The 17011-nt window shown below is 62.6% G+C and carries 18 protein-coding genes; 10 read left to right on the top strand and 8 right to left on the bottom strand.

Translation table 11 applies throughout. The features are described from left to right. Window positions 1-202: 202 nt before the first annotated feature. The 3 genes from I0K07_RS10470 to I0K07_RS10460 are packed head-to-tail and all read left to right on the top strand — an operon-like array spanning window position 203 to window position 1917. Window positions 203-1003 carry a 3-hydroxybutyrate dehydrogenase gene (locus I0K07_RS10470; RefSeq protein ID WP_203293119.1) on the top strand — a complete coding sequence of 267 codons (801 nt, stop codon included), beginning with the start codon at window positions 203-205 and terminating at the stop codon, window positions 1001-1003. A gap of 21 nt (window positions 1004-1024) precedes the next feature. Continuing rightward, the gene (locus tag I0K07_RS10465) at window positions 1025-1480 is read left to right on the top strand and encodes an NUDIX hydrolase (protein WP_203293117.1); all 456 of its coding nucleotides are present in this window, start codon (window positions 1025-1027) and stop codon (window positions 1478-1480) included. An 8-nt stretch (window positions 1481-1488) separates the two neighbouring features. Continuing rightward, entirely contained in the window at window positions 1489-1917 is a 429-nt protein-coding gene (locus I0K07_RS10460; protein ID WP_203293115.1) for a TIGR02301 family protein, read from the top strand. Window positions 1918-1929: 12 nt separating this feature from the next. Here the strand turns inward: I0K07_RS10460 and I0K07_RS10455 are convergent, their stop codons facing one another. The 4 genes from I0K07_RS10455 to I0K07_RS10440 are packed head-to-tail and all read right to left on the bottom strand — an operon-like array spanning window position 1930 to window position 5463. After that, window positions 1930-2691, bottom strand: a complete 762-nt coding sequence (locus I0K07_RS10455; protein ID WP_203293113.1) for a hypothetical protein — start codon at window positions 2689-2691, stop codon at window positions 1930-1932. A gap of 60 nt (window positions 2692-2751) precedes the next feature. Next, on the bottom strand, window positions 2752-3129 hold the full coding sequence (locus I0K07_RS10450) for a DUF6165 family protein (protein ID WP_203293323.1): 378 nt from the start codon (window positions 3127-3129) through the stop codon (window positions 2752-2754). Between the two features lie 31 nt (window positions 3130-3160). Then, window positions 3161-4501, bottom strand: coding sequence for a dihydroorotase (locus I0K07_RS10445; protein WP_203293111.1), 1341 nt, complete (start codon window positions 4499-4501; stop codon window positions 3161-3163). Further along, window positions 4498-5463, bottom strand: a complete 966-nt coding sequence (locus I0K07_RS10440; RefSeq protein ID WP_203293109.1) for a glycosyltransferase family 9 protein — start codon at window positions 5461-5463, stop codon at window positions 4498-4500. Before I0K07_RS10440 ends, I0K07_RS10445 begins: the two co-directional genes overlap by 4 nt. Window positions 5464-5528: 65 nt before the next feature. On the opposite strand from I0K07_RS10440, the gene ygfZ reads away from it, so the two are divergent. From ygfZ to I0K07_RS10425, 3 genes are all read left to right on the top strand, one after another. Next, window positions 5529-6347 (top strand): CAF17-like 4Fe-4S cluster assembly/insertion protein YgfZ, encoded by an 819-nt coding sequence (ygfZ, locus tag I0K07_RS10435; RefSeq protein WP_203293107.1) that lies wholly within the window; start codon window positions 5529-5531, stop codon window positions 6345-6347. Between the two features lie 171 nt (window positions 6348-6518). Beyond that, entirely contained in the window at window positions 6519-7097 is a 579-nt protein-coding gene (locus I0K07_RS10430) for a DNA-3-methyladenine glycosylase I (RefSeq protein ID WP_203293105.1), read from the top strand. Between the two features lie 686 nt (window positions 7098-7783). Further along, window positions 7784-8227 carry a peptidase S1 gene (locus I0K07_RS10425; protein WP_203293103.1) on the top strand — a complete coding sequence of 148 codons (444 nt, stop codon included), beginning with the start codon at window positions 7784-7786 and terminating at the stop codon, window positions 8225-8227. A gap of 3 nt (window positions 8228-8230) precedes the next feature. On the opposite strand, the gene fghA is transcribed toward I0K07_RS10425, so the two are convergent. Beyond that, the gene (gene fghA, locus I0K07_RS10420; RefSeq protein ID WP_203293101.1) at window positions 8231-9070 is read right to left on the bottom strand and encodes an S-formylglutathione hydrolase; all 840 of its coding nucleotides are present in this window, start codon (window positions 9068-9070) and stop codon (window positions 8231-8233) included. Window positions 9071-9205: 135 nt separating this feature from the next. On the opposite strand from fghA, the gene I0K07_RS10415 reads away from it, so the two are divergent. Then, the gene (locus I0K07_RS10415; RefSeq protein WP_203293099.1) at window positions 9206-10345 is read left to right on the top strand and encodes a DUF5694 domain-containing protein; all 1140 of its coding nucleotides are present in this window, start codon (window positions 9206-9208) and stop codon (window positions 10343-10345) included. Here I0K07_RS10415 and I0K07_RS10410 read toward each other — a convergent pair. Then, window positions 10342-10653 carry a hypothetical protein gene (locus I0K07_RS10410; protein WP_203293097.1) on the bottom strand — a complete coding sequence of 104 codons (312 nt, stop codon included), beginning with the start codon at window positions 10651-10653 and terminating at the stop codon, window positions 10342-10344. The two genes, I0K07_RS10415 and I0K07_RS10410, sit on opposite strands and share 4 nt — an antisense overlap. Window positions 10654-10656: 3 nt before the next feature. Next, on the bottom strand, window positions 10657-11766 hold the full coding sequence (locus tag I0K07_RS10405) for an S-(hydroxymethyl)glutathione dehydrogenase/class III alcohol dehydrogenase (RefSeq protein ID WP_203293095.1): 1110 nt from the start codon (window positions 11764-11766) through the stop codon (window positions 10657-10659). 157 nt (window positions 11767-11923) lie between these two features. Between I0K07_RS10405 and I0K07_RS10400 the strand changes: the two genes are divergently transcribed. Further along, complete coding sequence (locus I0K07_RS10400) at window positions 11924-13039, top strand: beta-ketoacyl-ACP synthase III (RefSeq protein ID WP_203293093.1); 1116 nt, start codon at window positions 11924-11926, stop codon at window positions 13037-13039. A 392-nt stretch (window positions 13040-13431) separates the two neighbouring features. Here the strand turns inward: I0K07_RS10400 and I0K07_RS10395 are convergent, their stop codons facing one another. Beyond that, complete coding sequence (locus I0K07_RS10395; protein WP_203293091.1) at window positions 13432-14643, bottom strand: ammonium transporter; 1212 nt, start codon at window positions 14641-14643, stop codon at window positions 13432-13434. Window positions 14644-14885: 242 nt separating this feature from the next. Here I0K07_RS10395 and I0K07_RS10390 point away from each other — a divergent pair, with 242 nt between their 5' ends. Beyond that, complete coding sequence (locus tag I0K07_RS10390; RefSeq protein WP_203293089.1) at window positions 14886-16001, top strand: beta-ketoacyl-ACP synthase III; 1116 nt, start codon at window positions 14886-14888, stop codon at window positions 15999-16001. Next, window positions 16001-17005 (top strand): TolB family protein, encoded by a 1005-nt coding sequence (locus I0K07_RS10385; protein WP_203293087.1) that lies wholly within the window; start codon window positions 16001-16003, stop codon window positions 17003-17005. Before I0K07_RS10390 ends, I0K07_RS10385 begins: the two co-directional genes overlap by 1 nt. Window positions 17006-17011 lie beyond the last annotated feature (6 nt).

Genomic DNA, 17011 nt, shown 5'->3' with positions numbered 1-17011 from the left:
CGGCGATAGCCGGACGGAGTTCCGGGACCAACCGCACGTAATTTCAGACGATGAGTCTCCGGTTGATCCCGGACAGCGCTGCCGCGCTTCCGGGAAAAATGGAGTGTGTTCGCTTCGAAACACGCGGATGTCCTGCACGCTGGCTTGACCCGCGAACGCCAATCCCCTTTCTTGGCGCGAGCACAAAGTTGAAGGGTCATTCATGTCTGGAATTCGTACGGATCTGACGGGTCAGGTGGCTGTGATCACCGGCTCGACGAGCGGGATTGGCGCGGCGATGGCCGAGGCCCTGGCGGCGAACGGGGCGAATGTGGTCCTCAACGGACTGGGCGATGCCGGGGAGATCGAGGCGCTGCGCGCGAAGATCGCCGCCGATCATGGCGTCGAGGTCCGCTATCACCCGGCCAATATGATGAAGCCGGACGAGATCGCCGACATGGTGGCTTATGCCGAGCGCGAATTCGGCCGTCTGGACATCCTGCTGAACAATGCCGGCATCCAGAATGTCGCCCCGGTGGATGAATTCCCGACCGAGAAATGGGATGCGATCATCGCCATCAATCTCTCCTCCGTCTTCCATGCCTGCAAGGCAGCCGTGCCGGTCATGAAAAAGCAGGGCAAGGGCCGGATCGTGAACCTGGCCTCCGTCCACGGCTTGGTCGCCTCACCCTTCAAATCGGCCTATGTCGCCGCCAAGCATGGCGTGATCGGTTTCACCAAGACGCTGGCGCTGGAGATTGCCGAGACCGGCATCACCTGCAATGCGATCTGCCCGGGCTATGTGAAGACGCCGCTGGTGGAGAACCAGATCGCCGACACCGCCAAGGCGCGGGGGATTTCCGAAGAGGAAGTCGTGCGCGATGTCATGCTCGCCGCCCAGCCGACCAAGCAATTCGTAACCTTCGAACAACTCGCTGGTGCGCTGCTCTATCTTGTCTCCGATGCCGGTGCCAATATGAATGGTACGCAGATCACGGTGGACGGCGGATGGACGGCGAAGTGACGAGATTCACGCGTTTGCGGCATGGCTGCTGAACCGCTTCGGCCAATCGCCGGAGCCGGGATCGTGGTATTTCGCGGCGAGGATGTTCTGCTGATCAAGCGGGGCAAACCGCCCTATAAGGGCCAATGGTCCCTGCCCGGCGGCAAGATCGAATATGGCGAGACGGCCGCCGAGGCTGCCCTGCGCGAACTGGCCGAAGAGACGTCCACCACGGCGCAGATCCTCGGCCTGATCGATGTGATCGACAGTATCGGCCTGCGTGAGCCGGGCCAGCCGGGCGACTGGCATTACGTCCTCACCGATTTTGCCGCCATCTGGACCGGCGGCGAGCCCATCCCCGATGATGACGTCACCGAAGCCGCCTTCTTCCCCTATGAGGACGCCATCGCCCTGACACAATGGGACAAGACCCGCGATGTCATTGGCCGGGCCCGCGAAATCGTCGAGGCCTTTACTGCGCCACATTCCGGCGCATGATGCGCGCCATGCGCACGCTTCTTCTTGTCTGCCTGTCTGTCCTTTTGCTCGCCAGCCCCTCGCTGGCGCAAAAACCGCGTGGCCAGAGTGAAACAGACCCCAGCGTGCTGACCGAAGCGCCGGTCGAGGACCTCGTCGATCGAGAGCGCACCCTGCCCTATCTGGCCTACACGCTGGGCGAACTGCATTACCTCGCCTATGCCTGCGAAGGGCCCGACGTGCAGACCTGGCGTGACCGGATGGTGGAATTGCTGGCCATGGAAGCCGCTGATAATGGCCGTTTCCGGGATCGTCTGATCGACAGTTTCAATGAAGGCTATCGCGCCCAGCAACGCTATCGCGCCCGCTGCGGCGTCGAGGCGGACACGGAACGCCGGGCCCTGGCCCATCGCGGCCGCGATCTCTCCGAAATGATGCGCTCGGCCTATTTCGACTAGGCCGTCACACCCCTAGCCGTAATAGGCATCCTCGGCCGCACGGAGCTTTTCCTCATCCTTGTGCGGCGGCAGGATTTCCATCTTCACATGCCGGCGGCGATTGGTGGAGATGACGAAGAAGCGCTTGTCCGGATAGTCCAGCTTGCACTCCAGCATGGCCGAGGTGATCAGGTCGACATTCTTCAGGTCGTCATCGGACATGCCGAAGGAGTGCGGCTGTTTGCGGCCGTATTCTTCCAGCCCCTTCTCCACGCATTGACGGATTGCCCGGCGCTTCAGCCCGGCCGTGGTCAGGTGCGGACCCAGCTCGTCCCGGATTTCCGGATTCGAGCAGGGATAGATCGCCAGATAATTCGGTTCTTCCGGCAGATGCCCGGCCTCGACCAGAATGCGCAGGCCTTCCTTGATGGTCTCGCGGGAGTGCTGGCGCGCCGTGATGATGGCGACCGGACGGCGCTTGAGCACGGCATATTTGAAAATCTCCCAGGACGGCCCCTTCCAGTGGGCACTGTCCAGCGCCCGGTGGACGTCGCGCAGCAAGTATTCCTCGCCATTGCGGTCCTTTCCGTCGGCAAATTCCCGGTAGGAACGTGCCGGCGGATCCGCCCAGTCTTCCCAGATGCCCGGCACGCCGAGATAGGCCTTGATGTCCTCATACTCATGCTGGCGCATGGCCCGCTCTTCGCCGGTCACCGTGTTGAGCAGGTGAATCCGCGTCGGCAGATGCAGGATGTTCTCGTCGATATCGAAGAAATAGAAGCTCTTCCGGTCCACACTGTGTTCCTTGCAAAGTCGGGCTTGATGAGGGCCGGATACGCGGCTGGGCCTGCCGGATCAATACTCGGCGTAGGATTTTTCTTCCACGATGGTCGAGCCGAGCAGGAGATTGATCTCCTTTTTCAGGGCTGCGCGCTTGTCATTCGTGACATAGACGGCGCGGGCCAGACGGATGAATTCCGCGCCGAAATCGCCCTGGCGCTCGCAATCGCGGATATCATCCTCGATCTCCCAGAGCGCTTCATTGACCGTTTTGAGCGCCTCTTCCAGCCGGATCATCTCGTCGCTGGCCGGCACATGCTCTTTCTGCGTCGCCGTCAGGATATCCAGCTCGGTGCGGACATTCTTCAGCTTGGCCTCATCGGCAATCCGCTCGGACTTGATGCGCAGAATGGTGATCTTGTCGATCAGCTCACCCGGAGCGATCGCGGTCATGATGGTTGTGGTCACGGGGTTGTTTCCTGTCTTAGCTGCGCTTGGGCAGCGCTTCCATGAAGGTGACCGGTTCGCCGGCCCCTTCGGTCACGAGTTCGCCCTCACGCATGATGGATTTGCCGCGCACGATCGTGCCGACCGGCCAGCCGGTCACGGTCATGCCGTGGAAGGGTGTCCAGCCTGACTTGGTGGCCGACCAGTCATCGGTGATCTCCACCGAACGCTTCATGTCGATCAGGGTGAAATCGGCATCCCAGCCGGCGGCCATGCGGCCCTTATTGGCGATGCCGAAGACGCGCTGGGCGCCGTGCGAGGTCAGGTCGACAAAGCGCTCAATGGTCAGGCGGCCGGCATTCACATGATCCAGCATGATCGGAACCAGGGTCTGCACGCCAGGCATGCCGGACGGGCTTTGCGGATAGGGTTTGGCCTTTTCCTCCAGTGTATGCGGTGCGTGATCGGAGCCGATCACATCGACAATGCCGCGCTGCAGGCCCCGCCACAGGCCGGCGCGGTGATAGGCATCGCGCACGGGCGGGTTCATCTGGGCCCGGCCCTTGATGCGCTCATAGATTTCCGGGCCTTCCAGCGTCAGATGCTGCGGCGTGGCTTCCACCGAAGCGACATCGCGATGCTGTTCCAGAATGTCCATTTCCTCCGCCGTGGAGACGTGCAGGACGTGGATGCGCTTGCCGGTCTTGCGGGCCAAGCGGATGAGGCGTTTCGTCGAGAGGATGGCGGCTTCCGCATCGCGCACGACCGGGTGGCTCGTCCAGTCCCCATCCACCGCCAGACCACGGCGCTCTTCCAGCCGGAACTCATCTTCGGAGTGAAAGGCCGCGCGGCGCGAGATCGCGTTGAGCACCCGCTCAACACCCTCATCATCGGCGACCAGGAGCGAGCCCGTGGACGCGCCCATGAAAACCTTCACACCGCAGCAGCCGAGCATTTTTTCCATCTCGGGCAGAACGTCGGCATTCTCATTGGTCGCGCCGGCATAGAAGGCGTGGTCGCAATGCATGCGCCCCTTGGCCCGGGCGAGCTTGTCCAGATGCATGTCCGGCGAGGTCGTGGTCGGATTGGTGTTCGGCATTTCGAATACGGCGGTCACACCGCCCATCACGGCGCACAGCGAACCGGACTGCAGGTCTTCCTTCCATTCCATTCCTGGCTCGCGGAAATGGACCTGGGTGTCGATGACGCCCGGCACGACCAGCAGGCCGGTGCAATCGATCACCTCGTCAGCCGAGGCCTGGGAGAGATCACCGATCGCGGCCGTCTTGCCATTGATCACACCGATATCGGCAATGCCCCGGCCGGCATGGTTGACGACATCACCACCCTTGAGAATGAGGTCGAAGGTCTGGCTCATTTTGCAGTCCTTTCAAAAAGGCGTTTGGCGGCATCATACACAGTCTCGACCGAAAGGTCGGCGAGCAGGCTTTCCGGGTGTTTGCGGCGGTCAGAATGGGCCGAGTCGATCTCCTCGAAGGAGGCCGGACCGCGCACCAGGTCGCAATGATCACCCCAGGGGCCATAACAACGGTCATCCGACGGACCGAACAGACCCAGTGTCGGCGTGCCGGCGGCGGCGGACATATGCATCAACCCACTATCATTGCCGACATAGAGACGGACGCGCTCAAGGCAAGCTGCCGTTTCCGGCAAGCCGAGCCCCAGCAGGTCGACAAAATCGAGCTCCGGCAGGGCATCATAGATGGGTTGGGCATATTTCTCGTCGCCCGGTCCGCCCAGCATGACGATGTGGGCGCCGGGCATGACGCCGTCCGGTGCCGTGAATTTGAGGATGAATTCGGCGAATTTCTCCGCCGGCCAGACCTTGAAAATCCAGGAGGCGGACGGGCAGATCGCGAGATAGGGCAGCCCGTCCGGCAGATCGGGCAGACGCGTGTGCGCTTCGGCGCGATGCGCGTCCGACAGCCAAAGGCGCGGTGCCGGCGGATCCGTCTCCAGCCCGAGAACACTGGCCGCCTCGATGACTTTCGCCGTCGGCGTGCTTGCCTGTTTCAGGATGCGGCGCTCTTCTGCGCGCAAAGTCCAGGCCGTGGCGGAACAGCGCATGTCGACCACAAGGTCCCAGCGCGTGCCCACGGTTTCCTGCCACAGATCAATCCAGTGACGTCCCATCGGCTTCTTGCGCATCACGATGAGGCGTTCCAGTCGCGGCACTTCGGCAAACAGGGACGCGGCCAGCGGTCCGCAGGCAATGGTGAATTGCGCTTCGGGCCGGGTCTCGACGAGATGATTGAGGACGCCCGAATTGATGATCGCGTCACCGATCCGGGTCGAGGTGATGAAAAGCACGCGTTCCATGGCTGCCGCCAATAGCGCGCATGAGAGGTCTTGGCCAGACGCGAGCACAATGCCATATCCGTGTCATGAGCCTGCCCGACACTCTCCCGCACACCCTGCCCGGCCGCGCCATTGTTTCCGTCGCCGGAGACGAGGCCCGCTCCTTCCTGCAACGCGTCATCACGGCGGACGTCTCCGCGCTTGAAGCAGGCGATTGCCGGCCCGGTGCCTTGCTGACCCCGCAGGGCAAGATCCTGGTGGATTTCCTGATTTTTGCCGAAGACCGGACGGTCTGGCTGGACGTGCCGGCCGAGGCCGCACCCGGCCTGGTCAAACGCCTTACCCTGTTCAAACTGCGCGCCCAGGCGGAGATCGTGCACAATACTGATCTTTGTGCCGTGTGGGCGACCACACCCCATCCGGGCCTGGCCGCCGATCCCCGCCTGGAAGGCCGGGTCTATCGCGGCATTGCCCAGCAGGGCGGACCGGAAAAATCCCTCGACACGCTGGAACTGGAAGCTGGCGTTCCCGCCTTCGGTCGCGATTATGGCGAGGCGGAAGTCTTTCCCACCGACGTCAATCTGGACGCCTATGGCGGGGTGGGCTGGAAGAAGGGCTGTTTCATCGGCCAGGAAGTCGTCTCGCGCATGAAGCGCCGCGGCACGATCCGCAAACGCTCCATCCCCGCCGTCTTCGCCAGCGAGGCCCCGCCGCGTGGCACCGCCGTCATGGCGGGCGACGCCAAGGTCGGCGCAATTTCCTCCGCCGCCGGACACCACGCCATCATCCTGACCCGCATCGACAAGCTGGGCACGGCCACACGCTACGCCGAAGCCGATGGCCAGGAAGCCCATATCACCGTGCCGCAAGCCCTGATCCCGGACGCGCCGCCGCAAGCGGTTTGATCCCGCCCGTTTCCAATCGTCATCCCCCGGCTTGTCCGGGGGACCCCGGCTAACCGGCCAACAGGATGGGTGAGGTCCCCCGGATCCCTGCTTTGCAGGGCCCGTGGGATGACGGAAGATGGAATAATCCTGCCATGACGCTGTCAGCAGGCCTGGATTAGACAGAGAACCATGACGACACGCTGCGCTTGGGTGAACACGCCCGATCCGATCTATGCCGAGTATCACGACACCGAATGGGGTGTGCCGGAATATGACAGCCGCGCTCTCTGGGAAAAACTGATGCTGGACGGCTTCCAGGCCGGCCTCGCCTGGATCACGATCCTGCGCAAGCGCGAGCACATGCGCCAGGTCTTCCACGGTTTCGATCCGGAGATCATTGCCCGCTACGACGATGCCGACCGCGAACGCCTGCTGGCCGATCCCGGCATTATCCGCTCAAAAGCCAAGATCGAGGCCGCCATCGGCAATGCCCAGGCCTATCTGGACATGCGCGAGGCCGGCATCGACTTCTCCGACCATCTCTGGAGCTTTGTCGGCGGCGCCCCCATCCAGAACACCTGGCCCAGCCTAAAGGACACCCCGACCCAGACCGAAGCCAGCCAGGCCCTGTCCAAGGACCTCAAAAAGCGAGGCTTCAAATTCGTGGGACCGGTGATCGTCTACGCCTTCATGCAGGCCGTCGGCATGGTCAATGACCATGAGACAGGATGCCATCGGCATGAGGTTGTGAAGTCGATGGGACGGTAACTCAGGCTCACCCCCCTCTCCCAAGGGAGAGGGGGTGCCGACCGAGCTCCACTTATCCCCACCCCCAAAACCTGTGCCAGACTCCTCCTCGACGTCCGGGAAGAGAGGCATGAGCTCAGTCCCTTGTGCCCGGAGGTTTGCGGAGCCTGTCCGCGCGAGGGGGTGACATCCTGAGCACCGGCAGGGCGTCCGGCCCGGTCTGACGGCACTAAACGCCCGACCTGAGTACCGGCCGGATTGGAAACGGGGGCGAGAGCGTTCGGGAAATCTCCGCGTGCGGGAGGCCAGTGCCTGTCACACACACACTAGAAACAATCGCCGGCAGACAGTCGCCGGCCTCCCGCACACCTCTCATACCGCCAGGCGGAAACGCCGTGGCGCTGAAAGTCGTGAAAGCACCCACCGCATTTTCCCCGGACTTGTTCCGGGGCCAACCGAAGGCGCCGCACCCTTATCCGATGAAAAGATGGAACACCCTGTCGGCCTCGGGACTGCGCCCGGGGAAAATGGTGTGTTGGGAAATGGAGCCCGAAACCCAACTCATCCCCCTCCCCGGAACAGGGGATGCCCGTTTTTCCCCGCCAGACATAGCGTTGGGGTCACGGGGCGGTGCCGGTCTGACTTCCGGTCCTTTTCATCCGGGCTGGTGCCGTCCCCCCATTCACAGGCAGGGGGAGATCACCGCCATGAAACGCATTTTCGCACTGGGCCTGCTGGCCCTCGCCGCAGCCGCACCGGCTTCGGCCCAGACTTTCGGTTCCGTCAATCTGCGCGCCGGTTTCACGCCGGACCCGTGGCGCACCAACATCACCTCGGGCGGCACGATCCAGGCCAGCAATCTGTTTTCCAATTGCCGCGGCTGGGTCGCCGATGCGGTGGACTTTGCCGTCTACTACCAGGCGGGCAGTTTCAACCTGACGATTTCCGCCAATTCCAATGCCGACACGACGCTGATCGTTCGGGCCCCGGACGGACAATTCTATTGCGATGATGACAGCGGGCCCGGCCTCAACCCGGCGATCACGATCAACCGCCCGCAATCGGGTGCCTATTCCGTCTGGGTCGGCTCCTACCGTCAGGGCGAATATGCCCAGGCTACCCTGTCCATCTCCGAACTGGGCATCCAGTAATCGCTAGGCCGTCAGCGCCTTGGCGTGATGGCGGAGGTGATCCTCCATGAAGGTCGCGATGAACCAGTAGGAATGGTCATAGCCGGGATGGCGGCGCAGGGTCAGGGACTGGCCCGCCTCCCGGCACGCCGCCTCGAACAATTCCGGCTTGAGCTGTTCTTCCAGGAATTGATCCGCCTCACCCTGGTCGACCAGGATATGGGCTTCGCTGGGCTGACGCTTCACCAGCTCACAGGCATCATGCTCGCCCCAGTCCGGACATTCATCACCCAGATAGGCGGAGAAGGCCTTTTGTCCCCAGGGCACTTGCGCCGGCGCGACAATGGGTGAAAAGGCCGAAACAGAGCGATAGCGGCCCGGTTGTTTGAAATGCAGGGTCAGCGCGCCATGCCCGCCCATGGAATGGCCGAATATGCCCTGGCGGTCCATGTCGGCCGGGAATTCCGAGCCGATAAGGGCGGGAAGTTCCTCCAGGATATAGGTCTGCATCTGGAAGTGCGGCGCCCAGGGATGTTCGGTCGCATTGATGTAAAAGCCTGCGCCCTGACCCAGATCATAGCTGTCATCATTGGCGACATCCTCGCCACGCGGCGAGGTGTCCGGCGCAATCACCATCAGGCCCAGCTCCGCCGCCATGCGCTGCAGGCCGGACTTCTCCATCACATTCGACCAATTGCAGGTCAGGCCGGAGAGATACCAGAGCACCGGCACCGGTCCGTCCTTCGCCTGGGGCGGTGTGAAGACCGCAAACCGCATCGTGCAGCCACAGGCCTCACTGTCATGGTCATGGACGGACAACGTGCCGCCGAAACTGGCCCAGGAAGAAACAGTGGTGAGGCTCATCGAAAGCGTCCTTCTTGCGTCGCTGCCATCAGACATAGGCGAGGAACGCACACATCTCCAATCCCGGTTCCGCCCCGAATGCAGCCCGCTAACGTGGCAATCGAGCGGAAACTGCCGCCCAAGGAGGAAAGACCGATGAAGACCACCCTGTCCCTGGCATCCCTGCTGGCCGGCAGTCTGAGCCTGGCCAGCCCGGCCATCGCCCAGGCCGTCAATGCCGACACCCTTCCCGGTTCCCCGGTGTTTGATACGGAAAACACCCGCCCTGCGATCGATTTCGCCGGTGTCCAACGGACGCTCGGCGGTGAGCCAACCCAAGTCCTCATCCTCGGCACGAAACACCTCAACAACCTCCCCGAAGCGGCTTTCGATCCGGCCCATCTTTCCCTCCTGCTCGACGCACTGGAGGAATTCGCGCCGGATGTCATCGCGCTGGAAAGCATTGGCGGACGCACCTGCTATCAGATGCGCGGCTTCGCGGAGCTGCATGATGGTGCTGCCGACCGATACTGCACCGATCCGCAACCCGCCCTGAATGCCCTCGGCATATCCCAGCCGGAGGCCGCTCTGGCCGTGGAGATGACGCTGGACACTTGGCCGGACGCGCCTTCCCCGGCCGAACGCCGTCACCTTGCCGCGCTGTTCTACGGAGCCGGCGAACCCTGGTCGGCCGCCCTGCAATGGGCCCAGCTGGATGAAGCCGAACAGATTGCCGCCGACGGGGTGGATGACGCCCTCCTGGTCCGGCTGGAACGCCTGCAGGAATCACGCAATGAAAACCAGTTGATTGGCGTGGAACTGGGCCAGCGACTGGGCCTGACAGAGCTCGCCACCATGGATGACCATACGGCGGACTACATCTACACGCGCTCGCCTGACACGCTGGGTCCGGCCATCCAGTCCGTATGGAGCACGGAACACCCGCTGGAAGCGGAATATGCCGCCATGGAGCCGGGCTTTCTCGGCTCACCGGACGCTGTTCTGGACGGCTACCGCTTCCTGAACAGCGCCGCCTATCAGCGTTTCACCATCGAAAAGGATTTCGGCGCAGCCGCTGCCTCCGGCCGGGACGATGCCGTCACCCGGCAATATCTCGCCTGGTGGCAGACCCGCGGCCTGCGCATGGCCGCCAATGTCGTGGAAGCCGCGGGCAACCAGCCCGGCGCCCGGGTCCTGGTCATCGTGGGGTCCTCGCACAAGGCCTATTTCGAGGCCTATCTGGACCAGATGCATGATTTCGAACTGGTCAGCCTGGACAGCGTGCTCGACGACTAATCTCCCGCCGAAGCACCTGTCCTTTCCTCGAAATCCTCGTGCAGGCGTTTCAGCACGGTCTCGAAATCCTTGAAGATCTCCGTGGCCGGCCATTTCGGGTCGGTCTCGGCCTTCCAGGTCAGGTGGACCAGCGCCCAGCGGCCATCCTCGATCTCGAACAGGCTGTCATCGGACCAGTCCGCCACCGCGACCGCCCGCACTTCCAGCCCGTGCAGGACGTGACCAGGCATGCATTCCCGGCGCAGCTCATCCTCGAAGGCGATGGCCTGCTCATCCTCCATCTCGAACCAGTCGGGTGGAAAGGTCATGAACTAGAACTCCACCACGCTCCGGATGCTTTCCCCGGCATGCATCAGATCGAAGCCCTTATTGATGTCTTCCAGCTTCAGCTTGTGGGTGATCAGGCTGTCGATATCGATGCGGCCGTCCATATACATGTCGACGATCTTGGGCACGTCGGTGCGGCCGCGTGCGCCGCCGAAGGCCGAGCCGCGCCAATTTCGGCCGGTGACCAGCTGGAAGGGGCGGGTCTGGATTTCCGCACCGGCCGGAGCAACGCCGATGATGACGCTGGTGCCCCAACCCTTGTGCGAGCATTCCAGCGCGGTGCGCATCACATCGACATTGCCGATGCATTCGAAGGTGTAATCGGCGCCGCCACCGGTCAGCTCGACCAGATGGCCGACCAGATCACCCGTCACATCCTTGGGATTGACGAAGTCGGTCATGCCGAACTTTTTGGCCATCTCCACCTTGGACGGGTTGAGGTCGACACCGACGATCTGACGGGCGCCGACCATTTTCAGGCCCTGGATGACATTGAGGCCGATCCCGCCGAGACCGAAAACCACGGCGGTGGAATTGGGCTCGACCTTGGCGGTGAAGGTGACCGCGCCGATCCCCGTCGTCACGCCGCAGCCGATATAGCAGATCTTGTCGAAGGGCGCGTCCTTGCGGACCTTGGCCAGCGCGATCTCGGGCAGGACGGTGTAGTTGGAGAAGGTCGAGCAGCCCATATAGTGCAGGATTTTCTCGCCCTTGTAGGAAAAGCGCGAGGTGCCATCCGGCATCACGCCCTGGCCCTGGGTGGAGCGGATCGACTGGCACAGATTGGTCTTGGGATTGAGGCAGTATTCGCACTCCCGGCATTCCGGCGTGTAGAGCGGAATGACATGGTCTCCCGGCTGCAGGCCGGTCACGCCGGGGCCGCACTCCACCACAACACCGGCGCCCTCATGGCCCAAAATGGCCGGGAAGGCGCCTTCCGGATCGGCACCCGACAGAGTGAATTCATCGGTATGACAGATCCCCGTCGCCTTGATCTCGACCAGGACTTCGCCCGCGCGGGGCCCTTCCAGGTCAACCTCGACGATCTCCAGCGGCTTTCCAGCTTCGAACGCAACAGCGGCACGGGTCTTCATGGGGCATCTCCGGGCTAGGTTTGGTCAGGGTGTTTCGAACAGATTTGGATCAAGAGGTCAAAGAGACAATGACACCGCTTGCGCAGTTCGCGAGGTGACCTTGCTGGCGCTTGGTACTAGGTTGCGCGCCCTGTCTGCCCGTTTCGGAGTGAAATGAATGAGCGTTGTGATCCGGTCGACCGGCCTTTGGACACCTGAAGAGTCGGTCTCGAATGACGAACTCGTCGCTTGCTTCAACGCCTATGTGGAACAGTTCAACGCCGACAATGCCGACGCGATTGCGCGTGGCACGGTCGAGCCGCTGAACCCCTCCTCCTCGGCCTTTATCGAGAAGGCCTCGGGCATCAAATCCCGCTACACGATCGACAAGGCGGGCGTGCTGGACGTCAACCGGATGCGCCCCCGCGTGGCGCCGCGCCCCAATGAGGCCCTGGCCCTGACGGCGGAAGCCGGTGTTGCCGCCGCCCGCGACGCGCTGGCCGCGGCTGGCCGCGATCCCAAGGATGTCGATGCGGTGATCTGCTCGGCGACCTCCATGCAGCGCACTTATCCCTGTATGGCAATCGAAATGCAGGACGCGTTGGGCATTGAAGGCTTCGGCTTTGACATGACCGTGGCCTGCTCCTCGGGAACGTTCGGCATCGTCAATGCGATCAACATGATCGAGACGGGCATGGCGAAATCGGTTCTGGTCATCGTGCCGGAGATCACCACGCCGCAGCTCAATTTCCGCGACCGCGACAGCCATTTCATCTTCGGCGATGTCGCCGTGGCCATGCTGATCGAGCATGAAGATGTCGCCGGCGGCGAGGGTTGGCGCGTGCTCGGCCGCAACATGATGACCAAATTCTCCAACAATATCCGATCGAACTTCGGCTTCCTGAACGCGTCGGAAGACCCGGAGCCGGAATTCGAGGATCGCTATTTCGTGCAGGAGGGCCGCAAGGTCTTCAAGGAAGTCTGCCCGATGGTCGCCGAGATGATTCTGTCCGACATGGAGACGTTCGGTCTCACGCCGGACCAGATGAAACGCCTCTGGCTGCACCAGGCGAATATCAACATGAACATGCTGGTCGCCAAAAAAGTCTTCGGCCGCGAGTTCGAGGTTGAGGAGGCTCCGGTCATCCTCGACGAGTTCGCCAACACGGCCGGCGCCGGCTCCCTGGTCGCCTTCCACCGCCACAATGACGGTTTCGCCGCCGGCGAGAAGGGGCTGATCTGTTCCTTCGGCGCGGGCTATTCCGCCGGCACGGTCTTCGTCGAAAAACTTTAATCCCCACCCGATCCGGGCCCGCCTATCATCCCCCGTCGCTTGACTGGGGAATGGGTGTGGTTGCGCGCGGTTCAGGGGATCGCGAATGACGGATTGGAGAAGCGCGCCTCCCGGCCTCCACCAACTCCATACAAAAACGCATAACGGACTCGGCAAAACTGACACCGGTGCCAAAAAAAGACCCGGCCCTGTCCAGTAACAACGCACTGGCAGGGCCGGGTCAGTATGCGTCTCAAGCCGGGGAGGACAGGCCTGGACGTGCGAAACCCAATAACGGGTCAAGCCCCGAAGGGCAACTCAATTTGGGGTCGGGAGCGGGCGCCGCAACCCCTTACAGCACCCGCTCCCGCTCTCCGGCCCCCAACCGGCCGAAGATGGGTGGTGAAGCCGGCCTAATTGCCGACCGACTCACCATGCAAACTTGTATCGAGGCCCGAGACCTCGGATTCTTCATCCACCCGGAGCGTCATAAGCTTGGATTGTATGAAGAGGATGACAAAGGTGACCACGGCGCAGTAGATCGCAGCCGCCAGCGCACCCCAGGCCTGGGTCCAGACCTGCAGAATATTGCCTTCGATCGCGCCAGCCGTTCCGCCGATCGCCTCACTGGCGAAGACACCAGTCAGCACAGCGCCGACCAGCCCGCCCACACCGTGCAGGCCGAACGCATCCAGCGTGTCATCAATCTTGATCGCCTTCTTGAGCGCGGTGACGCCCCAATAGGCACCAAAGGAGCCCCCGGCACCGACCAGGAAAGCCGCCCAGGCCGGGACGAAGCCGGCTGCCGGCGTAATCGCCACCAGGCCTGCCACGGCACCCGAGGCCGCGCCGAGCACAGACGCTTTGCCGCGCAGGATCCATTCCAGGCAGACCCAGACGATGACGGCCGTCGCCGTGGCCACCTGCGTGGTCACCAGGGCATGAGCCGCAGCACCATCCGCAGCGAGGGCGGACCCGCCATTGAAGCCGAACCAGCCGACCCAGAGGAAGCCGGCACCGGCGACTGTGAGGACCAGATTGTCAGGCGCCATGTTGGAGCCCGGATAGCCTTTGCGCGGACCCAGGAATTTCGCCAGGACCAGACCGGCTACGCCGGCATTGATATGGACCACGGCACCACCGGCGAAATCGAGCACGCCGGCATCACCCAGGAAGCCGCCACCCCACACCCAGTGACAGATCGGGGCATAGACCAGGACGATCCACACGGCACCGAACACCATGAAGGCCGAGAAACGGATCCGTTCGACAGCCGCACCCGCGATGATGGCCACCGTGATGATGGCAAAGGTGAGCTGGAACATCAGGAAGAGGTTTTCAGGCAGGTCGCCGGACATGCTGTCCGGTGTGATACCGGCCAGACCGGCACTGGCGAGACCGCCGACGAAGGCGTTCAGCCCGCCGCCATCGGTAAAGGCCAGCGAATAGGCGATCAGCGCCCAGACAACGGTAACAATGGCCGCTGCACCCAGGCTTTGCATCAGGGTGGAGAGCACATTCTTCCGCCGCACCATGCCACCATAGAACAGCGCAAGCCCTGGCAGCGTCATGAGCAGGACCAGGGCGGTCGAAGTCAAAATCCAGGCGTTGTTACCACTGTCCATCTGTGGGGCCTCCGGCGGGGTTGTTGCCGCTTTTTGCGATCTGCCGAAGAGCTAGAAGCCCGCGCGAAGAAGAGTCGACTATCCGCCCGGTTTTTCCTGCATTTGCTTATTTTGCGCTGCACAAGTGTGCAGGTTTGCTCGATTCTTGTGCGGGGCCTGCGAGGCCGCCATGCGGCTTTGCATTGATCGGACAGGTTCATGGAGTAGGCTGGCGCCGTCTGGGAAGGAAAGCAGGACACACCGTGCCAAACAGCCTCATCCGCTCGACGGGCTATTGGGTCCCGTCGAATGTCATCACCAATGATGAACTCGTTGCCAGCTACAACGCCTATGCTGAGCGCTTCAACGCCGAGCACGCGGCCGCCATTGCGGCCGGTGAAATCGACGAAGTGCCGCTCTCCAATTCCGATTTCATCGTCAATGCCTCCGGGATCAAACGGCGGCACGTCTATGAAAAGGACGGCATTCTGGACATTGAGCGCATGGTGCCCCAGATCGCGCCGAGGCCGATCGAGGAAATCTCCACCCAGGCCGAGTTTGCCCTGAAATCCGTCAATGAAGCGCTCGAACGCGCGGGCTATGACGGCAAGGATATCGACGGTGTCATCGTCGCCTCCTCCGCCCAGCAACGCAATTTCCCGGGCGTGTCCTGCGAGATCCAGAACGCGATCGGCGCCAAGGGCTTCTCCTTCGACCTGACCATGGCCTGCGCCTCCGCCCTGTATGGGCTGCACATTGCCAATGGCTTCATCAAGTCCGGCGAAGCCAAACGCATCCTGGTCTGCTCGCCGGAGATCATGACCTGTATCAATGTGCATTCGCGCCGCGATGTGCACTTCATCTTCGGTGACGCGTCTGCTGCCATGATCGTGGAGGCCGATGACGGCCGCCCGGGAGGCTGGGATGTTCTGGGCACGCATGCCGAGAATAAATGGTCCTCCGCCCTGCGTTCCGATTTCGGCTTCATCAATCGCGCCGAACGCCAGATTGATCCCGATTACGAGCCGCATCTGGACCAGGACGGACACCGCGTCTTCAAGGATGTGGTCGGCTTCGCCCCGAAAGTGGCCCGCAATCTGATGACGAAGATCGATCTGCAGCCGGAAGATGTCCGCCGCACCTGGCTGCACCAGGCCAATATCCGCATGGTCGACATGATCGCGAAACGCATCCTCGGCCGCGACCGGACCGAAGAAAATGCGCCGGCCATACTGGACGAGTATGGCAATACATCCTCTTCTTCCGTCGTGATGAATTTCCAGATGCATTCCGACGACATGGCGGCAGGCGAGACGGGTGTGATGTGCGCCTTCGGAGCCGGTTATGGCGTGGGAGCGGCAGCCGTAAGGAAGCGCTGATGACCCGACTTCTCCTCGCCGGCACGACCGGCCTCCTGGCCCTGCTCACCGCCTGTTCGGCCCCGCAGGAGCCGGCGGAACCGGCCGACATGGATGCAACGGCGACAGAGGCCGAAGCGGCGCCTGAAACAACAGAAACAGATGCGGATGAAGCCGATGCGGCGGCCCTTCCGGGCGTCGACATCTACATCGCGCCGCTGAGCTGGGTTGAAGACATTCCCGCACTGGGCGCTATCCACAATGCCACGCAGCGTGCCGGCTATGACAATCAGCCGGCCTTCACGGCTGACGGCCAATCCTTCTATTACGCGTCCGGCGATGGACCGCTGACCGATATCTGGCGCTGCAATCTGGACTGTTCCGAACGCGTGCGGATCACGGATACGCCGGACTCCGGCGAATACTCCCCGCGACCGACCCCGGCCGGCGAAGCCCTCTCCTATATCTACCAGGCACCGGGCGGTTATGGCGGCGAAGTCTGGCTTGACCGGCTGGAGGGCGGCGAGCCCCGTTCGGCCTCTTCCGTCGGCCCCAATGGCTATTACGCTTTCAATGCGGACATGACCCGGCTGGCAGTGTTTGCACTGGACGAGGTCTTCCACCTGAAAGTCTTCGACCGTTTCTCCGATGATGAGCCGGTCGACGTGGCCGAACAGATCGGCCGGGCGCTCTATGCTGCACCCGATCATGCCAGTGTCCTGTTCACCCAGTCCCGCGAGGATGGCGGCTTCTCCGTGCACGAGACCGGTTTCGACGGAGAGGGCACACAGCACCTGTTCGACCTGCCGGGTGAGACCCAGGACTATGCCGTGTTTTCCCTGGCCGATGGTCGCGACGCCTTCTTCGCGGTGGATGAAGGTGTGCTGATGATGCGGACACGGGATCTTCCCTGGTCCTCCATCGCCGATCTGGGTGAAGCCGGCCTGGACGGCGTCAGCCGCATGGCCGTCAGCCCGGACCGGTCGCACATCGCCCTGGTCGCCTTCGAACCCGCCCCGCACTAGCGGCAA

Origin of the sequence: Maricaulis parjimensis (assembly GCF_016817355.1) — a bacterium.
In the GTDB taxonomy this organism is placed as follows: Bacteria; Pseudomonadota; Alphaproteobacteria; order Caulobacterales; family Maricaulaceae; genus Maricaulis; species Maricaulis parjimensis.
This window is presented reverse-complemented; position numbering and strand designations above follow the sequence as displayed.